This window comes from Bifidobacterium aemilianum (assembly GCF_003315635.1).
Taxonomy (GTDB): domain Bacteria; phylum Actinomycetota; class Actinomycetes; order Actinomycetales; family Bifidobacteriaceae; genus Bifidobacterium; species Bifidobacterium aemilianum.
Map to the genome: position 1 here is coordinate 196,720 of NZ_PDCG01000001.1, position 18,464 is coordinate 215,183.

Genomic DNA, 18,464 nt, shown 5'->3' on the forward strand with positions numbered 1-18,464 from the left:
TATGTCAGGACTGGTCCTGGGCTTCCAGGTCGAACAGGGCCTGGGCATGTTCCTGAATGCTCATGACCTGGTAGTCATGCGCCTTGACAGCGTCAATGGCCAGCAGGGCCGCCGAGAACTCCCTCATGGTCGTGAAGTGGGCTATGTCAGCCACGATGGCGGCCGCACGAATGGCGTAGCCGTCCGACCTGGACCCCTTGGACGAGGGGGTGTTGAGCACCATGGTTATGGTCCCGTCCTCGATCAGGTCAATGACATTGCGCGGGGAATGGGCCCCGGCCTGATTAGTGCCCTGGGCTGTAGTCTCCGAAACCTTGGCGACCGGTTGACTCTCGATGCCATAACGGCTGAGCACCGAGGCGGTACCCTTAGTGGCCCACAGGGTGAAGCCCTGCTGGACCAAGCGGACGGCGACCAGGGGCAGCTCCCGCTTATCGCTGTCGTTGACCGACAGGAAGACATTGCCACTGGTGGGCAGGCCACCCGGGTATGCGGCCAGCTGGCTCTTGGCGAAGGCGTGGGGGAAGTCACGGTCGAAGCCCATGACCTCACCGGTCGAACGCATCTCAGGGCCAAGGAGGATGTCCACAGTCTTACCCTCCGGGGTGTGGAAGCGCCGGAAGGGCAGGACGGACTCCTTGACGGCCACCTGCTGGCCGGGGCGCATGTCGCCACCGTCACCGGACGGCAGGAGCAGGCCACGGTCCCGCTGCTGCTGGACGGTCTCCCCCAGCAGGATCCTGGCCGCAGCCTTGGCCAAGGCGACACCGGTTGCCTTGGAGGCGAAGGGAACGGTCCTGGAGGCCCTGGGATTGGCCTCTATGACATAGAGGGTATTGGCCATGAAGGCATACTGCACATTGATGAGCCCCTTGACCTGGCAGCCCTTGGCTATGGAGAGGGTGGCCGAGCGCAGTCGTCTGATCTGCTCGTCCGAGAGCGTGGCGGGTGGCAGGGTGCAGGCGGCATCACCTGAGTGGATGCCCGCCTCCTCCACATGCTCCATGACTCCGCCGATATAGAGCTCCTGGCCGTCATAGAGCGCATCCACATCAATCTCAATGGCATCCTGGAGGAACTTGTCGATCAGGAGGGGCGAGGGCAGGCGGCCGGAGACGACCGTGTCCGCCTTGGCCTCGGACAGGGCCCGGTTGACGTACTTCTCCAGCTGGGCGTCGTCGTAGACAATCTCCATGCCACGCCCGCCAAGGACGTAGGAGGGGCGGACCAGCACCGGGTATCCGATGTTCTGCGCTGCCCGGCGGGCCTCCTCCATGCTCAGGGCCGTGCCGTAGCGGGGGGCGTTCAGGCCCTCCTCGTGCAGGACCTGGCCGAAGAGCTCACGGTTCTCCGCCAGGTCTATGGCCTCGGGCGAAGTGCCCAGGACCGGCACACCAGCCGCCTTGAGCCTGGCTGCCAGCGACAGGGGCGTCTGGCCACCCAGCTGGACGACCACACCCTTGACGGGGCCCATCTTGAGCTCGGCCTGGTAGATCTCGATGACATCCTCGAAGGTCAGGGGCTCGAAGTAGAGACGGTCGGACATGTCGTAATCAGTCGAGACGGTCTCCGGGTTGCAGTTGACCATGATGGTGTCATAGTCCTGACCCAGCTCCTGGACCGCATGGACGCAGGTATAGTCGAACTCGATGCCCTGGCCGATGCGGTTGGGACCGGAACCGAGGATGATCACAGCCTGACGCTCGCGGGTCCTCAGCTCGCTCTCATCGGCGTAGCTGGAGTAGTAGTAGGGCGTGGCCGCGTCGAACTCCGCCGCACAGGTGTCGACGGTCTTGTAGACCGGCCTGATGCCGTAGTTCCAGCGCAGTTCGCGCACCGTGTCCTCGCCGGCATCGCCCAGCCCCCGCAGGTGCGCTATCTGCAGGTCGGAGAAACCGGCCTCCTTAGCCCTGCGCAGCAGGTCCGGGGTGAGGGCCTCAGCGGCGCCTATGCCCAGGGCGAGCTGATTGATCAGGATGAACTGCTGGAGGAACCAGGGGTCAATCTTGGTGGCGGCGAAAATCTGCTCCAGTGTCGCCCCGCCCCAGATGGCCCGCTGAATCTGCAGGTAGCGCTCCTCAGTCGGCTGATGCATGGCCTCCAGCAACTGGACGACTTCGGCCTGGTCGGGCCGCTCGCCATCCCAGGAGAAGCCCATGTGCCGCTTGTCGATGGACCGCATGGCCTTGCCCAGGGATTCCTGGAAGTTGCCACCGAGGGCCATGGCCTCGCCCACGGACTTCATGGAGGTGGTCAGGGTGGGGTCGGCTCCAGGGAACTTCTCGAAGGCGAAGCGGGGAATCTTGGTGACCACATAGTCGATGGTCGGTTCAAAGCAGGCCGGCGTGGACTTGGTGATGTCGTTGTCAATCTCGTCCAGGGTGTAGCCCAGGGCCAGTTTGGCGGCGATCTTGGCGATTGGATAGCCGGTGGCCTTGGAGGCCAGGGCCGAGGACCTGGAGACACGCGGGTTCATTTCGATGACGACGATCCGGCCGGTATCGGGATTGATGGCGAACTGGATGTTGCAGCCACCGGTGTCCACTCCCACGCCCCGGATGATGGCGATGCCGATGTCGCGCAGCTTCTGGTACTCACGGTCGGTCAGGGTGAGGGTTGGGGCCACGGTGATCGAGTCCCCGGTATGGACACCGACCGGGTCGATGTTCTCGATGGGGCAGACGACCACCACATTGTCCTTGCGGTCGCGCATGAGCTCCAGCTCATACTCCTTCCAGCCTTCGATGCCCTCTTCGATCAGCACCTCGTCGGTGGGTGAGTCATGCAGGCCAGCACCGGCATACCGGCGGAGTTCCTTGTCGTTGTGGGCTATGCCCGACCCCAGGCCGCCCATGGTGAAGCTGGGGCGAACCACCACCGGGTAGCCTCCCAGGTCCTCAACCGCCTGCTCGACCTCCTCCATGGAGTGGGCGATGGCCGAGCGGGCGGAGTCGGCTCCGGCCTCCTCGACCACCTTCTTGAAAAGCTCCCGGTCCTCGCCCCGGTCTATGGCCTCCAGGGAGGCGCCGATGAGTTCCACATGGTAGCGGTCAAGAATGCCGGCCTTGCCCAGGGCCATGGCCGCATTCAGGGCCGTCTGACCGCCCAGGGTGGGCAGGAGGGCGTCAGGGCGTTCCTTGGCGATGATGCCCTCGAGAATGCCGGTGTCGATGGGTTCGATGTATGTGGCATCAGCCATCTCCGGGTCGGTCATGATGGTGGCCGGGTTGGAGTTGACCAGGATGACCCTGATGCCCTCCTCCCTCAGAACCCGGCAGGCCTGGGTGCCCGAATAGTCGAACTCCGCAGCCTGACCAATGACGATGGGGCCGGAACCGATGACCATGACCGACTTGATGTCACTGCGCTTAGGCATTGAAGCTTCCCTCCTGCCTCTGGGCGGCTGTGACCGGAACACGCTGTTGGCTGGACCTCATGAGGTCCACGAAGCGATCGAACAGATAGGCGGCATCGTGTGGACCAGCCGCCGCCTCCGGGTGGTACTGGACCGAGAAGGCGGGTATGTCAAGGCATTGAAGCCCCTCGACCACATTGTCGTTGAGGTCCACGTGAGAGACCTGCACCCGGCCGTACCTGCCAGGGCCATAGGGCGAGGACAGCACCTGGCCGATGGGCGCATCGACCGCGAAGCCGTGGTTGTGGGCCGTGACCTCCACCTTGCCGGTGGTCAGGTCCTGGACCGGCTGGTTGACCCCGCGGTGACCGAATTTGAGCTTGTAGGTGTCAAAACCCAGGGCGCGGCCGAAGAGCTGGTTGCCAAAGCAGATGCCGAAGAAGGGGTAACCCGCGTCCAATACCTCCCGCAAGAGTTCGATGGCACCTGGCGCCTCCTGCGGATCACCGGGACCATTGGAGAAGAAGACCCCGCTGGGATTGAGGGCTTGGATGTCCGCAAAGGACGCGGTGGAGGGCAGCACATGGACCCTGCAGCCCCGTTCGGCCATACGATGTGGTGTCATGGCCTTGAGGCCAAGGTCGAGGGCTGCCACGGTGCAGATCGGCTCCCGACCGGCCCAATCGCCGCAAGGCTCCACCGTGTAGGCCTCCTTGGCGCTGGCATGGTCGTAGAGACGGGCCCCCTGCATCTGCGGGCTCTGCCTGACCAGGTCCAGCAGGGCCTGCCTGGTCCGCCCCTCCCCCGTGACCGGGTCGCTCAGGGCGTCACCGGAGAAGATTCCGGCCCGCATCACACCAGCGGAACGTAGGTGACGAACCAACTTACGGGTGTCGATATGGCTGATGCCAACGATCTGATTGGCCTCCAGATCATGGTCGAGACTGTCGGTCGCTCGCCAGTTGCTCACCGTCGGACTGGGCTGGCGGACCACGTAGCCTGCCACCCAGATGCGAGAGGATTCCGGGTCCTCACTGTTCACGCCGGTGTCACCGATATGTGGGAAGGTCTGGACCACAATCTGCCGATCATAGCTGGGGTCGGTCAGGGTTTCCTGATACCCCGTCATACCTGTGGCAAAAACAATCTCACCGAGTGTCTGACCTTGTGCGCCGTAGGAGTCGCCCACATACACTTGCCCATCCTCCAGGATCAGGAGCGCTTGATTGTGGGAATAACTATCGACTGCAACGGCTTTGGCGTCATTCAGATTCACCTGAACCCCTTTATCGCAGCGGATATTCCTCCTAAGTGTACACGAAAGCGTAGAACAATGGCCATCTCGCTCACACCGTGGTTCATCATGCGGATGGCTGGCAGTCCACCTTGTCGTATTCCAACAAGAATCCCTGGCCATTCCTGTAGCGTCTCACATGGCCGTGGCCAGGAGCGGAACCATAGGATTGACGGCGGTGCACCACTGAGGCCGACAGAGAGGATCACCTTGCTTACGACAACCACATCCACCACCATGGACCAGACAGGCAGGATATGCATCTGGGTCAGGGGCGGAATCTACGTCTTGTCGCTTTGGACCTCCGCAGCGGTGGGCGCCATTCACATCCCAGGCACCCCGGTCCCCCTCACCCTGCAAAGCTTCGTGCTCCTGCTGATGGGGCTGACCCTCCCCTGGCGGCAGGCCGGCAGCATCGTGACGGCATACCTGGCAGCCGGGGCCCTGGGCCTGCCGGTCTTCGCCAATGGTGGCTCCACCATGTCGCTCCTGGGACCAAGCGCCGGATTCCTACTTGGCTTCCTACCTGGCGTCATGCTGACCGCCTGGCTTAGGCAGAGGCTGACCGTCAACCCGACCATAGGGGCCTGGCGGAGGATGCTCTCCTATCTGCTGGCTGGTGGCTTGGGCTGCCTCCTGCTGGTCTACCTCTTGGGCTTTGGACTCCAATCCGCCATCACTGGAGTGCCCTCTGCCAGCGTGGCCGCGGCATCGACTGCCTTTGTACCCGGCGACCTCATCAAGCTACTGGCGGCCACCATCATCAGCTGCGGGTCGGATGAGTGGCTAAGGCAGGCCAAGCGCCATAGCGATTCCACAAGCACGCAGAAATGACCTATCCTCAGCTTTGCTGAGGATAGTGTAATACACTTTTCAGGGCTTACAGGGTTCCTGTCTTACTGGGTTGCACCGTTAATCCCGCCGAAGGCACGATGGGCTGCCTCTAGGCCTGGGGTTGCTCTGCCGAAGGCACAGCAGTGGGAGAATCTGCTTGAATCTGATTGCCCTGGGCCATATCCTCTGGCTTGTGGTCCAAGGTCCGGAAGTCGCCATCAACTGAGTCAACATGGGTTTTGTGGTCGGCACTGGCCTCGACTGCCATTTCGGAACCAGTCTCGGTCTCGGATTCTGTTTCGGACTCAGTCTCAGATTTGGTCTCGGACTCGTCTGCTGATTCGGCTGCTTGGGTCTCCGTCTTCTCCTGAAGGGCTATCTCCTCTGTGTGGAGGCAGATTGCGCTGAGCAGTCCGTGGATGAAGGAGGGTGAGTCGTCATCGCTCAGGGACTTCGCCAGGTTCAAGGCCTCATCAATAGCGACCTTGTCGGGAACATCCTCATTCCAGACAATCTCCCAGGTGGCCATACGCAGAATGTTCCTGTCAATGACCGGCATGCGCCAGACCTTCCAACTCTGCGAATACTCGTTGAGGGCTGCGTCAACGGCCTTCCTGTGTTGGGCCACCCCACGAACCATCTCAATGGCATAGTCAGGCAGGGGGGTCTGGGCTCCGGGGTGCTCGATGCGCTCCTCCAGGAGGGAGCTGATGTCTTGGCCCTTCTCATCGGCCTCATACAAAGTATTCAAGGCCCTCTTGCGTGCTGTGGACCGTGCCATACGTGTACCCCTCAATTCATCTTCTCGGCCCGAGCTGGGCCAATCAAGCTTATGACTGGCGTGGGTCACGCCGGTCAGGGCCTTCCATCAGTTGCCTTATAACGCAAACGGTTCACCCGACCGGTTGCAGCCGAGTGAACCACAGTAGGCGATACCTAGTTCTCGCGGCCCAGGTAGGAGCCATCGCGTGTGTCGACCTTGACCTTCTCGCCCTCACCCACGAACAGTGGGACCTGAATCTCGGCACCGGTCTCGACGGTGGCGGGCTTGGTACCGGCGTTGGAGCGGTTGCCCTGGACACCGGGCTCGGTGTGGGTGATGGTCAGGATGACGGATGCGGGCAGCTCAACGGACAGGGGGGCGCCGTCGTGGAAGCTGATGATGCAGTCGGTACCCTCAAGCAGGAACTTGCTCTGATCACCCACCAGTGTCTTGGGAATGCTGACCTGGTCGTAGGTGTTCATATCCATGAAGACGTAGCTGTCGCCGTCCTCATAGGAGTATTGAAGGGTGCGGTTGTCGACTGTCTCGAACTCCATCTTCATGCCCGCGTTGAAGGTCTTGTCAACGATCTTGCCGGACAGCACGTTCTTGATGGTCGTGCGCACGAAGGCCGGACCCTTGCCGGGCTTGACGTGCTGGAACTTGGTCACGGTCCACAGTTGCCCATCCAGGTTCAGGACGGATCCGTTCTTGATGTCGTTGCTAGTTTGTGCCACGTGTAGTCACCTTGATTTCTCGGTAGTCAGACAATCTATAGAATCGCCTCGCTCATTATGCCATGACGTATAGAAAAACCACCAGCCTCATAGTGCGTCGAAGGCGACGAATCCAGCCGATTTGGGTCCTTGTTGATACGACCTGGACAAGGGCCGCCATGTACGTACGGGACATTGGGTAGATGGGAGAAGTCCTGTGGACCAGGAGGCAAAGGGATGGGGGCACAAGCTGGGTGGGGAACACGATTCTGGAGGTCTGGCGGCAGAAGGTGGTTGGAGACTGGGCCGATTCACAATCAGACGTACAGGGTACGAAAAAGGGATCCGGTCCGCAGACCGAATCCCTCATTCAGGGTTGGCGGAGGAGGAAGCCTGCGGCCTCAACCTCCATCAGACCATCAACTACTCGATGATCTTGGTCACACGACCGGAGCCGACCGTACGACCACCCTCGCGCACTGCGAAGGTCAGGCCCTCTTCCATGGCGATGGGCTGAATCAGCTCAACGGAGAAGGTGGCGTGGTCGCCGGGCTGGACCATCTCAACGCCGTCAGGCAGAGTGATGACACCAGTCACGTCGGTGGTGCGGAAGTAGAACTGAGGACGGTAGTTGGAGAAGAACGGCGAGTGACGGCCACCCTCATCCTTGGTCAGCACGTAGACCTCACCCTCGAACTTGGTGTGGGGGGTCACGGACTTGGGAGCAGCCACAACCTGGCCACGCTCGACGTCCTCACGGTTGATGCCGCGCAGGAGCAGACCGGTGTTGTCGCCAGCCTCGGCCTCGTCCATCTGCTTGTGGAAGGTCTCGATGGAGGTGACGGTAGTGGTCTGGGTGTCGCGGATGCCGACGATCTCAACGCTGGAGTTGATGGGCAGCTTACCACGCTCGACACGACCAGTCACCACGGTGCCACGACCGGAGATGGTGAAGACATCCTCGATGGGCATCAGGAAAGGCTTGTCCAGATCGTGGGTGGGGGTCGGGATGTACTCGTCGACATCCTTCATGAGCTCCTTGACGGTCTCGACCCACTTGTCGTGGTCGGGAGCATCGTCGTGCAGAGCGCCGTAGGCGGAGGTGCGAACGACCGGGCAGTCGCGGTCGAAACCGTTCTCGTCCAGGAGGTCACGGACCTCTTCCTCGACGAGCTCGATGAGCTCGTCATCCTCGACCATGTCGCACTTGTTCAGGGCAACGATGATCTTCGGCACACCGACCTGACGGGCGAGCAGCACGTGCTCGCGGGTCTGGGCCATGGGGCCGTCGGTGGCGGCGACCACGAGGATGGCGCCATCCATCTGGGCGGCACCGGTGATCATGTTCTTGACGAAGTCGGCGTGGCCGGGGCAGTCGACGTGGGCGTAGTGACGCTTCTCGGTCTGGTACTCGATGTGAGCGATGTTGATCGTGATACCACGATCCTTCTCCTCAGGAGCAGCATCAATCTGATCGAAATCGTACTCGGGGTTGATGTCCGGGTACTCCTCATGCAGCACCTTGGAGATGGCGGCGGTCAGGGTGGTCTTACCGTGATCGACGTGGCCGATGGTACCAATGTTAACGTGCGGCTTAGTACGCTCGTACTTTTCCTTTGCCATTACTTTTGTCCTCCTGGACGTCTCGTAGTTTTGCCTGTGCCCTTGGCCACAGGCACCCGCTACATATTACTGGGTTTCTGGGTTGTTCGCCACTTTAAGCCCTAACCCAGTCAGCGCTACAAGATATTAGCGCTGACTGGCGACAGTTTCGCTCAAAGCAGCGTGCGTGTTCACTCGCCCCGCTGGGCCTTGATGATCTCGTCGGCGACGGTCTTGGGGACCTCCGCGTAGGAGTCCATGGTCATGGTGAACATGGCGCGACCCTGGGTCTTGGACCGCAGGTCGCCGATGTAGCCGAACATCTCGCTCAGCGGCACCTTGGCGTCGATGACCTTGACGCCGGTGGCGTCTGTCATGGACTGGATGTTGCCACGGCGGGAGTTCACGTCGCCCATGACATCACCCATGTACTCTTCAGGCGTGCGGATCTCCACAGCCATGATGGGCTCGAGAATGACCGGCTTTGCCTTGGGGGCAGCCGTCTTGAAGGCCATGGAGCCTGCAATCTTGAAGGCCATCTCCGAGGAGTCGACATCGTGGATCTGACCGTCGGTGACGGTAGCCTTGACGCCCACCACGGGGAAGCCTGCCAGGATGCCGGATTCCATTGCCTCACGGACGCCAGCATCAATGGAAGGAATGAATTCCTTGGTGATGTGGCCACCGGTGACCTTGTTCTCGAACTCGTAGGTCTCGCCCTCGGTGGTGTCCAGGGGCTCGAAGTTCATCAGGACCTTTGCGAACTGGCCGGAACCACCCGTCTGCTTCTTGTGGGTGTATTCCTGGTTCATGACCGCCTTGCGGATGGTCTCGCGGTAGGCGACCTGGGGGTTGCCCACGGTGCAGTCCACGTTGAACTCACGACGCATACGGTCGATGATGATGTCCAGCTGAAGCTCGCCCATGCCGGAGATCAGGGTCTGGGCGGATTCCTCGTCCGTCTTGACCCGGAAGGTCGGATCCTCGTCGGAGAGTTTGGCCAGTGCGATGGACATCTTCTCCTGGTCGGCCTTGGTCTTGGGCTCAACCGCGACCTCGATGACGGGGTCGGGGAAGGTCATGGACTCAAGGGAGATGGGAGCCTTGTCGTCGCAGAGGGTGTCACCGGTGGTGACGTTCTTCAGGCCGACGAAGGTGTAGATGTTGCCGGCTTCAGCCGATTCGACGGGGTTCTCCTTGTCGGCGTGCATCTGGAAGATCTTGCCGACGCGCTCCTTCTTGCCCTTGGTGGAGTCCAGCAGGGTGTCGCCGGGCTTGACCTGGCCGGAGTAGACCCGCACGAAGACGAGCTTTCCGTAGAAGGGGTGGGTGGAGATCTTGAAGACCAGAGCTGAGAAGGGGTCATCCGTGGTGGGCTTGCGGTCGATCTCGATGGACTCATCGGAAGGATCGAAGCCGACGATGGAGGGGACATCCTCAGGGCTGGGCAGGTAGTCGATGACGGCGTCCAGCATGGGCTGCACACCCTTGTCCTTGAAGGCGGAGCCGCACAGGACCGGGTAAGCCTCACGGTTCACCGTCAGCTTACGGATGCCCTTGCGAATCTCCTCTTCGGAGAGATCGCCGGACTCCAGGTACTTCTCCAACAGGGACTCATCGGACTCGGCGACGGCATCCAGCAGCTCGCCACGGTACTGCTCGGCGCGCTCCTGCATGTCGGCGGGAATGTCGGTGGTGTCGTAGTGGGCACCCAGATCGCCGGACACATCGTTCCAGACGTAGGCCTTCATACGAACCAGGTCGACGACGCCCATGAAGTCGTTCTCAGCGCCGATGGGCAGCTGAACGACCAGCGGAACAGCTCCCAGCTTCTCCTTGATGGTCTTCACGGAGTAGTAGAAGTCGGCGCCCAGCTTGTCCATCTTGTTGATGAAGCAGATGCGGGGCACGCCGTACTTGTCGGCCTGACGCCAAACGGTCTCGGACTGGGGCTCAACGCCCTCCTTGCCGTCGAAGACAGCAACAGCACCGTCGAGGACTCGCAGGGAGCGCTCGACCTCGGCCGTGAAGTCCACGTGGCCGGGGGTATCGATGATGTTGATCTGGAACTTCTCCTTGGTGTCATGACTCTGACGGTTCCAGAAGCAGGTGGTTGCCGCGGACTGGATGGTGATGCCGCGTTCCTGCTCCTGGGCCATGAAGTCCATGGTCGAAGCGCCATCGTGGGTCTCACCGATTTTGTAGTTCTTGCCGGTATAGAAGAGGATGCGCTCGGTCGTGGTGGTCTTGCCGGCATCAATATGGGCCATGATGCCGATGTTGCGAATCTCATTGAGATTGGTAAGCACGTCTTGTGCCATAAGTGTTCCTTAGCTCTTGATCTTCTCGAATTACCAGCGATAGTGAGCGAAGGCCTTGTTGGCTTCGGCCATCTTGTGGGTGTCCTCGCGACGCTTGACGGAGGCTCCCAAGCCATTGGAGGCATCGAGAATCTCGTTGGCCAGGCGCTCGGCCATGGTCTTCTCACGGCGCTTGCGGGAGAAGTCGGTGAGCCAGCGCAGGGACAGGGCGTTTGCGCGGACGGGCTTGACCTCGACGGGCACCTGGTAGGTGGCGCCACCGACTCGACGGGAACGCACCTCAAGGCTGGGACGGATGTTGTCCAGGGCGCGCTTGAGAACGGCGACGGGCTCCTGGTCGGTCTTCTCCTTGACCATATCCAGGGCCGAGTAGACGATGTCCTCGGCGATGGACTTCTTGCCGTCAAGCAGAATCTTGTTGATGAGCTGGGCAACAACGGTCGATCCGTAGATGGGATCGGGCAGCAGTTGGTGCTTCTTGGCAGGTCCTTTACGTGACATATCGCTTACTTCGCCTTCTTTGCTCCGTACAGGGAACGGCCCTGCTTGCGGTCCTTGACGCCCTGGGTATCAAGGGCTCCACGCACGATGTGGTAACGCACACCGGGGAGATCCTTGACACGGCCACCGCGCACGAGCACGATGGAGTGCTCCTGGAGGTTGTGGCCCTCGCCGGGGATGTAGGCGGTAACTTCGACGCCAGAGCTCAGGCGCACACGAGCCACCTTACGAAGAGCCGAGTTCGGCTTCTTCGGCGTGGTGGTGTAGACACGGGTGCACACGCCACGACGCAGGGGGCTGCCCTTCAAAGCCAAAGTCTTGGACTTCTTCGGCTTTGCCTTCCGTCCTTTACGGACAAGTTGTTCTATAGTAGGCAACTTCTAATCTCCGATTCGTTGATTACTGCTTGCTTTCGTGAGACCGCCACCCTGCGGCCCACCGACGCGCACTTCCACAATCGGATAGACAGCCACAGTTCACCGGCCCGATGACCCGATATTCTCCTGCCGCCGCATTACTGCGCGCTCTCAACGAATCTCGGGATATCCCAGCCTGCCGACCTATGACATAAGGCCTGCCGCTGGCACACACAAGCTATAAGTATAGCGCAAGGGGCGACAAGTTCCGGCGTGAAGAGAAAGAGGCGATTCCTCCATATCCTCAATCCTCAGTCAGCGTGGAAGCATCCAGAGATGCTGGCCTTGCGCCGGGTTCAACCCGACGAATATTCCTATGTCTGTATGACCAGCACAGAACCATGCCTTCTAGGTATGCATGGACAGGCAAAAAAGACATTGTACCTATTCTTTGCGGAAGCCCAGCCTGAAAAGGTCAGACCAGCTCGAAGGCCGCCGAAGGCCCATAACCAGGCATCGGCGCGACCGGCGATCCCTGCAAGGAACCGGCCGACCCGGCCCACAGCGCCAGAAGAGAGGAACCATGACCTGACCCAGAATCACCCTGCATATCTTCACCTCCATGGATGGACGGATAACCGGCCCCTTCGGTCAGGCTTGCGGCCCCAAGGTCGGGGAGGCCTTTAGAAGCCTGGGCTTCGATAAGGGCCCCGACTCGACCTTCTACTTCCAGGGGTGGATCTACGGCACCCGAACCTCCAGCGATTACTTCGCCAAGGGAAAACCGGTCATCGATTCTCAGGCCCCGGCCGTGCCTGAGGGGGACTTCATGACCGGCACCGGCGCGCCCTGCTACTACATCGCCTTCGACCGCCACGGCAAGCTGGGTTGGGATCCAAGACCACCTCCTACGCCGGCCATGAGGCCCGGGTCCTCGAAGTCCTGACCGAAGAAGCGTCCAACGGGTACAAGGACTTCCTCAGGGCATGGATATCCGCTACATCGTCGCAGGACCGACCGAGATCGACATCCCGCTGGCATTGGAGAAGCTGTAGACGCTCTTTCATCTGGACAAGCTGCTTCTGGGCGTAGGAGGCATTCTCAACTGGAGCTTCATCGATGCCGGCCTATGCGACGAGGTCAGCCTGGTGGTGGCCCCGACCATCGATGGGCAGCCGGATTCCGCCCGTCTCTTCGATTCGCGGTTCAATGGGGACCCCCGGCCCATCGGCTTCAAGCTGAAATCGGCAAAGGTCCTGGACGGCGGGGGTCTCTGTGTCCGATATCTCCCGGAACATCAGGCATGACCAGGGTCAGGAAAGGACAGGTCACATTGCCGTCCCTGGCCATCCTTCTCACCCTGCTGGCAGGCTCGATGCTGTCCGGTTGCGGACAGATCCAGGCCAAGGGGGAGCCAAGATGGACGAACCGGTCAAAGTACACAGGGAAACAGGGCCCACTATGGCCGAGAACCATCGGCCGAAGGCAAGACCAACCAGGACAATCCAAAGGAAAGGAAACCAACCATGGCTCACACCATCACCATCAATTCCACAAGCTTCAAGGCGACCGTGAACGAAAGCAAGGCAGCCAGCAATTTCATGGCATTGCTACCGCTGACCTTATCCCTGCAGGAGTTCAACAAGACCGAGAAAATTGCCGGACTTCCAAAAAGACTCGATACCAGTGGCTCCCCGAGCGAAACTTCCGCAAAGGCTGGAGTTCTGGCCTACTAAGCCCCCTGGGGCAACTTCACCGAGTTCTATCGCCCCTTCCGCCACTCCTCCGGCCTGGGGATTCTGGGGCACATCGATTCAGGCGGCGAGAATTGGGCCTCATACCCCAACGGCACCGAGGCCACCTTCACCATGGACGACTGACGGCGGTCATCGGCCGGGAGAAGACCGACGACAAAGCTGTGATGGTGACACAGAGATGATGAGGAATAAGGGGCGAAGGTCCGAACATCTGATGACAAGGTCACCCTCCCCTTACACTTGGAATGAACGAACATTACAGGACTCATCTATCGAAAGGCCGACGATAGACCTCAACGTCTGGTCAGTATCATTTCAATGATTACAACGGCCGTAGGTCTGACGCTGACGCTACTACCAACTCATCCTAGAATACCTGGCAAAGCGCCGCGCCCAGGCCGGGCTCATCGATGCCTGGTGGGTGCGCATCGACTTCAATGACAAGCACCTGAAACTACAACAGTTATGACAATCCGGTCAAGGATCTCGAACAATACTGTGTGGGCATCATGGTCAGGAATTCCTCAGATGCACCGGTTTCAGAGGCGAAAATAAGGTCAACCGGCTACATCATGATGAACGGCCATCGCGACGGCAGCAATCCCTGCGAACACAAGCAGAATCCGGAAATCAAGCTCCTGTCTCCTGGAGAGTACATTTGCTTGGAGATCTCCAAAACCGATGATTCAAAACTGCTTCGCCGCGATTGGGAATACCTCGAGTAACGTGAACTACCGGCAAGAAAGAGGGCACGGTATCCGACTTTTAAACTTCCTGAACTTACATGAATTTCGGCGTGCCATCTTCGTCAATCATGTATAGTGTCTCATTGTTGTGCCCTGTGTTCACCACAGTGCATAGACATGGTGGCTATAGCTCAGTCGGTAGAGCACCTGATTGTGGTTCAGGAGGTCGCGCGTTCGAGCCGCGTTAGCCACCCCAGACCAAACCCCTACTCCCACAAGGCGAGCAGGGGTTTTTGTTTAGCCTCTCACAGACCGTCAAGCAACAAATGTGTGACCCATGTGTGACCCATAATTGACAAAACCAAATCGTCGCGTGTCACACGTGATAGCTTCCTTCAACCAGCAAAGGTGCTTGCCTCCGGACAAATGTTATAGACCGGAAAGATTTATACTTCGCTGCCATAGGGAACAAACATGATGTCATTTCGCCTTCCCTCTGCTGTCAAAAAGATGCAAAACCACTAACAATGCGAAAACCGCCCTCCCCTGCCGGAGCAGTGGGAGGGCGATAGTGTGACACGGGTGCGTGTCAGGCTGGTCGGAGCCGCCGGTGATGGCCGGCGGCTCCTCTACCCTGTCCGCGCTTGGCGGACGGGTGGGTCGGGCTACTTGTGGGCGACCTGGTTGAGTTTGGTCTCCATCTGGCCGATCTTGGTGGTGATCTGGGCGAGCCTGTCCATGATGGGCTTGTCGCGCTGTTGGCTGGCTGCGACCATGGATTGCTCGGCCACGACGGCCCACGCGCCGTTGAAGGTCAGCATGGGTAGGTCACGTCCCGTGGCTGCCTTGTAGGACTGCTGGAGCGTGCTCAGATGGTTGTTGCTCTTGATACCGGTTGGGGGGTTGACCCCGTCCCAGTACTTGAGGCCTGCGAACTGGTCCGATCCGTATACGATTGCCATGGTTTCATCTCCTATTGTGTTGGTTGGTGTGTCTGTGTCGTTGGTTCCCGTCCACCGCAGATAGCAGTCCCACGGGAAGTTGTAGTAGGGGTTGGTGTTCGTCTCGCCGCCGGTCTGGTCACCAGGAGCGCCAGCCGTGGATCCGTTCTCGCTGATGGAGGCCTGGGCCAGCCGGCCCCCGCCGATGTAGACGGCCACATGGGCCGCATCATTGAGCAGGATGTCACCAGGCCGCGGATTGCCGTTGTTGGGCAAGCGTGCCCAGCCACGGGCTGTCAGATTGGCGGACAGGTTGCCGGTGTAGCCAGCGGAGCCCGTATCGAAGCCGGCCTCTTGCAGGCAGTGGATTACCAGGGAGCTGCAGTCGCAGTTGCCACCTGCCGGGTTGAAGTTCCACCGGTCGCTCTGGTTGTAGCCCATGTTCGCCACGTCGCACCAGTACTTCATGCGGTCAATGAGCTTCTGGACACTCGCCATGCCGGCCACCTCCATTCATTATTCCCATATCAATCTCCTTAATGTTGTTGTTTTCCTGTTGCGTCCCGTCCGGATGGGCGGGCAGACTCATTTCCCCGCCAGGCGGACGGGGTTGTAGGTGACGCCGAAGCCGGCGGCGATGATGCCGGCGGCGGTGCTGACGAAGCCGCCGATGTCGGGGTGTCCGAAGGCCATGAGGCCCAGGCCGATGACGGAGGCGAGCAGGGCCAGGATGTAGACCACGGTGCGCACCTTGTCGCCGAAGACGGGCGTGTAGCCGCCTGTCTGCTGGCCTTGGACGGTCTGGCCGACCAGGGCCTGGAGGTCCTTGGATGGCGTGTCCGGGCTGGCAGCATGCCTGGGACCGTGGGCCTTAGCAGCCGGGACGGCTGTGGTTTCGTCGGCTGGCGGCTTGGTGTCGGTGGGCATGGCGGCCATCAGACCGTCAAGCTCCTCGGGGCTGATGGGGGTCAGGGTCACCGGTCCGGTCGCTCCGGCATCACCGGGCAGGGCACGGACCAGCTCATGTGGGGCCAGGGTCGCGATGCGGCTGGTATCGCTCATTGCAGCGCCTCCCTGAGCCTGGTGCCCCAAGGGGCCTGGTCGGAACCCACCTTGATGGCCGGCAGGGTCCTGCCGCAGGCCTGTGCCACCAACTGCAGGGCGGTGACCTGGTCGGGATGGGTCAGGGTGTGCAGCCTGCTCCCGTCGAAGTAGGCCAGGCCCGGCTCGTCGTTGATTTGGATTATCGCTTGCATGTCGTCATCCTCTCCGGCAGACGGTGCGCCTGCCAGTAGTGCGTTTGCCTTGTCGATCACATAGTCCACGTCCAGGCCGTTGGGGGCCAGGTCGGGGCATCCGGCGTGATCGGTGCCGGGCACCTCGCGGTGCAGCCACACATTGCCGTCCAGGCCCTCATGCCACAGCCGGTCCCAGCCATACCTGCGGGCGATGTCCGCCATGAGCTCGGCCGAGGCGTCCAGGCACGCCCTGGTGCAGGGCACCCCGTCCATGCCACCCTCATGCTCAATCGAGATGGTGCTGTTGTTGGACTCCCAGTTGGCATCCGAGTAGGAGCCGTCAGTCTCGGCCACGTACTGGTGGATGGTGCCGTCCGCGCCGATGCCGTAGTGGGCCGAGGCCGTGCTGCCGGGATTGGCGAACACGGCATCGGTGCCTGCCAGGTGGCCGACCATGATGTGCAGGGTGATATGGTCCACCCCGTAGCCGTTGCGGCCCTGATAGTGGTTGGGGCTGCCAACCCATAGGACATTCATATGTCCTCCTCTCCGCCCCGGATGGGGCATGGAAAAGGCCACCCCGGGATGGGATGGCCTGATGGCGCACGTGCCGTGGTCAGTGCGTTGCCCGTTTGACGCTGACCCCGGTCACGTACCAGGTATGGTCGCCGTTGGCGGCGTCGATGAAGAGACGGAAGGCCAGGCTTGGCGTGGATTTGCTGCCCGGTGGGTTGGGGACCCATTCGTCCGGGGTCGTCCAGTCGCCCTCTATCAGGACCCAACCGCCAGATATGGGGCTGGTGGCGATATCGTCGACGAATGTCGTGCCGCCGGTGGTCCTGGTGTAGACCGTGCCCAGGCTGATGGGCTTGGTGGTCCCCGGGGCCGGGCACACCCATGCCGAGAAATGGTATGTGGTGGTGGGCCGGTAGGGGATGCGCCAGGACGAGAAGAACGTGTCCCTCCGGTTAGTGCTGCCGCAGGTGTAGTGCCCGTCGGGCAAGGGTTTGGGCGCGCCGGTGGCACCCAGGCAGACCCCCGGTGTCGCCGGCATGTCCACCATGCCCAGACTGGGATCGAAATCGGGGTTGAGGACCAGGTCTGGCACCGGACACATACCGGCAGGCCCCTGCTCGCCGCGTGGACCCTGCGCCCCGGTATCACCCTTGGGACCCTGTGGACCCTTATCACCCTTGGGACCCTGTGGACCCTTATCACCCTTGGGACCCTGTGGACCCTGCGGACCCTGTGGACCTTGAGGGCCCCTGGGACCCTCGGGGCCGGCATCACCCTTGGGACCCCGCTCGCCACGTGGACCACGGGGACCCACCGACTCGCAGGCCACCACCATGTCGCTGCCATCACACATCATGCTCCACCTCCGTCTTGCTCACCGGCTCGATGATCGTGGCCGACCCGGCCACCAGACGCACCACCATGCCATCGGGGTCACACACCACCAAGTCCCACACCCCGCTGACATGCCCCCAGGCACGGGACACCCCGGGCGGTGGGTCGATCCGAGCGACGCCATCAGCGCCAAGACTCACCCATGGGCTCAGATCGGCCACCAGGGTGCCCGATCGCCGTATCTGGCACACCGCGCTCCACCCCGACATATCCACCGGACTCGGCCCATCCTCGCCGCGCACCCGCCTCATGTACCTGACCCGGCGGGTGTTGGTCACACCGGCCACCAGGAGCAGGTCGGCCTCCAGGACCACGGCCCTGCCCAGCACGTCAGTCATCACCACCACCTTCCCCACGCCCCAGGTGGGCGCGCATGATCTCCTCGTACAAATGGGTGCCGGTCCCGTTTCCGCCCAGGGCGTGGTAGGCCCGGTAGATCTGGTCGGCCTGGTCCATGACCTCCACCGGTATCGGTGGGGGCGATGGTGCCTGCACGTAGACGCGGTGGATGGCCAGCAGCTCGGACTTGAGGATGGCCCTCATGCCTGCCTCCATGGCCTGGGCCTTGGCCCTGGTCGTCTTGGTGGCCCGCTGGCGGTACTGCATGACCCCCACCCAGATCAGGGCGGCCGCGTTGATCAGAGCCACCAGGACCCCCTCAGTCAAAGGGATTACAGGCATGAAGGGTCC

18 protein-coding genes and 1 tRNA gene are annotated in these 18,464 nt (G+C 61.2%); 5 read left to right on the forward strand and 14 right to left on the reverse strand.

Features of this window, described 5'->3' with window-relative positions:
* Positions 1 to 4 precede the first annotated feature (4 nt).
* Both carB and carA read right to left on the reverse strand, forming a co-directional pair.
* Positions 5 to 3,376, reverse strand: coding sequence for a carbamoyl-phosphate synthase large subunit (carB, locus tag CRD60_RS00785; RefSeq protein ID WP_113859414.1), 3,372 nt, complete (start codon positions 3,374 to 3,376; stop codon positions 5 to 7).
* Positions 3,369 to 4,631, reverse strand: coding sequence for a glutamine-hydrolyzing carbamoyl-phosphate synthase small subunit (gene carA, locus CRD60_RS00790; RefSeq protein ID WP_113859415.1), 1,263 nt, complete (start codon positions 4,629 to 4,631; stop codon positions 3,369 to 3,371). Before carA ends, carB begins: the two co-directional genes overlap by 8 nt.
* 228 nt (positions 4,632 to 4,859) lie before the next feature.
* Here carA and CRD60_RS00795 point away from each other — a divergent pair, with 228 nt between their 5' ends.
* On the forward strand, positions 4,860 to 5,483 hold the full coding sequence (locus CRD60_RS00795) for a biotin transporter BioY (protein WP_161522148.1): 624 nt from the start codon (positions 4,860 to 4,862) through the stop codon (positions 5,481 to 5,483).
* A 109-nt stretch (positions 5,484 to 5,592) separates the two neighbouring features.
* On the opposite strand, the gene nusB is transcribed toward CRD60_RS00795, so the two are convergent.
* The 6 genes from nusB to rpsL form a co-directional block, all read right to left on the reverse strand.
* Positions 5,593 to 6,264 (reverse strand): transcription antitermination factor NusB, encoded by a 672-nt coding sequence (gene nusB / locus CRD60_RS00800; RefSeq protein ID WP_113859417.1) that lies wholly within the window; start codon positions 6,262 to 6,264, stop codon positions 5,593 to 5,595.
* Between the two features lie 155 nt (positions 6,265 to 6,419).
* On the reverse strand, positions 6,420 to 6,983 hold the full coding sequence (gene efp, locus CRD60_RS00805; protein WP_113859418.1) for an elongation factor P: 564 nt from the start codon (positions 6,981 to 6,983) through the stop codon (positions 6,420 to 6,422).
* 402 nt (positions 6,984 to 7,385) lie between these two features.
* Entirely contained in the window at positions 7,386 to 8,585 is a 1,200-nt protein-coding gene (gene tuf / locus CRD60_RS00810) for an elongation factor Tu (protein ID WP_113859419.1), read from the reverse strand.
* Between the two features lie 170 nt (positions 8,586 to 8,755).
* Positions 8,756 to 10,885, reverse strand: a complete 2,130-nt coding sequence (gene fusA, locus CRD60_RS00815; RefSeq protein WP_113859420.1) for an elongation factor G — start codon at positions 10,883 to 10,885, stop codon at positions 8,756 to 8,758.
* A gap of 30 nt (positions 10,886 to 10,915) precedes the next feature.
* Complete coding sequence (gene rpsG / locus CRD60_RS00820) at positions 10,916 to 11,386, reverse strand: 30S ribosomal protein S7 (protein WP_113859421.1); 471 nt, start codon at positions 11,384 to 11,386, stop codon at positions 10,916 to 10,918.
* A 5-nt stretch (positions 11,387 to 11,391) separates the two neighbouring features.
* Positions 11,392 to 11,763: a 30S ribosomal protein S12 gene (rpsL, locus tag CRD60_RS00825; RefSeq protein ID WP_006294990.1), complete on the reverse strand. Its 372-nt coding sequence runs from the start codon at positions 11,761 to 11,763 to the stop codon at positions 11,392 to 11,394.
* 601 nt (positions 11,764 to 12,364) lie between these two features.
* Between rpsL and CRD60_RS08925 the strand changes: the two genes are divergently transcribed.
* From CRD60_RS08925 to CRD60_RS00845, 4 genes are all read left to right on the forward strand, one after another.
* A complete protein-coding gene (locus tag CRD60_RS08925; protein WP_201737179.1) occupies positions 12,365 to 12,688 on the forward strand; it encodes a hypothetical protein in 324 nt (107 codons plus the stop codon).
* A 136-nt stretch (positions 12,689 to 12,824) separates the two neighbouring features.
* Positions 12,825 to 13,049 carry a dihydrofolate reductase family protein gene (locus CRD60_RS09345; RefSeq protein WP_407923155.1) on the forward strand — a complete coding sequence of 75 codons (225 nt, stop codon included), beginning with the start codon at positions 12,825 to 12,827 and terminating at the stop codon, positions 13,047 to 13,049.
* 219 nt (positions 13,050 to 13,268) lie between these two features.
* Positions 13,269 to 13,478, forward strand: a complete 210-nt coding sequence (locus tag CRD60_RS08935; protein WP_201737180.1) for a cyclophilin-like fold protein — start codon at positions 13,269 to 13,271, stop codon at positions 13,476 to 13,478.
* Positions 13,479 to 14,365: 887 nt separating this feature from the next.
* Positions 14,366 to 14,441: transfer RNA gene (locus CRD60_RS00845), tRNA-His, on the forward strand.
* A 409-nt stretch (positions 14,442 to 14,850) separates the two neighbouring features.
* Here the strand turns inward: CRD60_RS00845 and CRD60_RS00850 are convergent.
* The 6 genes from CRD60_RS00850 to CRD60_RS00870 form a co-directional block, all read right to left on the reverse strand.
* A complete protein-coding gene (locus CRD60_RS00850; protein ID WP_113859641.1) occupies positions 14,851 to 15,624 on the reverse strand; it encodes an endolysin-like domain-containing protein in 774 nt (257 codons plus the stop codon).
* Between the two features lie 87 nt (positions 15,625 to 15,711).
* Positions 15,712 to 16,188, reverse strand: coding sequence for a hypothetical protein (locus tag CRD60_RS08985; RefSeq protein WP_236630751.1), 477 nt, complete (start codon positions 16,186 to 16,188; stop codon positions 15,712 to 15,714).
* Positions 16,185 to 16,901 (reverse strand): N-acetylmuramoyl-L-alanine amidase, encoded by a 717-nt coding sequence (locus CRD60_RS00860; RefSeq protein WP_113859423.1) that lies wholly within the window; start codon positions 16,899 to 16,901, stop codon positions 16,185 to 16,187. The genes CRD60_RS08985 and CRD60_RS00860 overlap by 4 nt, the downstream gene beginning before the upstream one ends.
* Before the next feature lie 79 nt (positions 16,902 to 16,980).
* Positions 16,981 to 17,736 carry a carbohydrate binding domain-containing protein gene (locus CRD60_RS00865; RefSeq protein ID WP_127975595.1) on the reverse strand — a complete coding sequence of 252 codons (756 nt, stop codon included), beginning with the start codon at positions 17,734 to 17,736 and terminating at the stop codon, positions 16,981 to 16,983.
* A complete protein-coding gene (locus tag CRD60_RS08600; RefSeq protein ID WP_127975596.1) occupies positions 17,726 to 18,112 on the reverse strand; it encodes a hypothetical protein in 387 nt (128 codons plus the stop codon). The genes CRD60_RS00865 and CRD60_RS08600 overlap by 11 nt, the downstream gene beginning before the upstream one ends.
* The gene (locus tag CRD60_RS00870; protein WP_127975597.1) at positions 18,105 to 18,455 is read right to left on the reverse strand and encodes a hypothetical protein; all 351 of its coding nucleotides are present in this window, start codon (positions 18,453 to 18,455) and stop codon (positions 18,105 to 18,107) included. Before CRD60_RS00870 ends, CRD60_RS08600 begins: the two co-directional genes overlap by 8 nt.
* Positions 18,456 to 18,464: the final 9 nt, after the last annotated feature.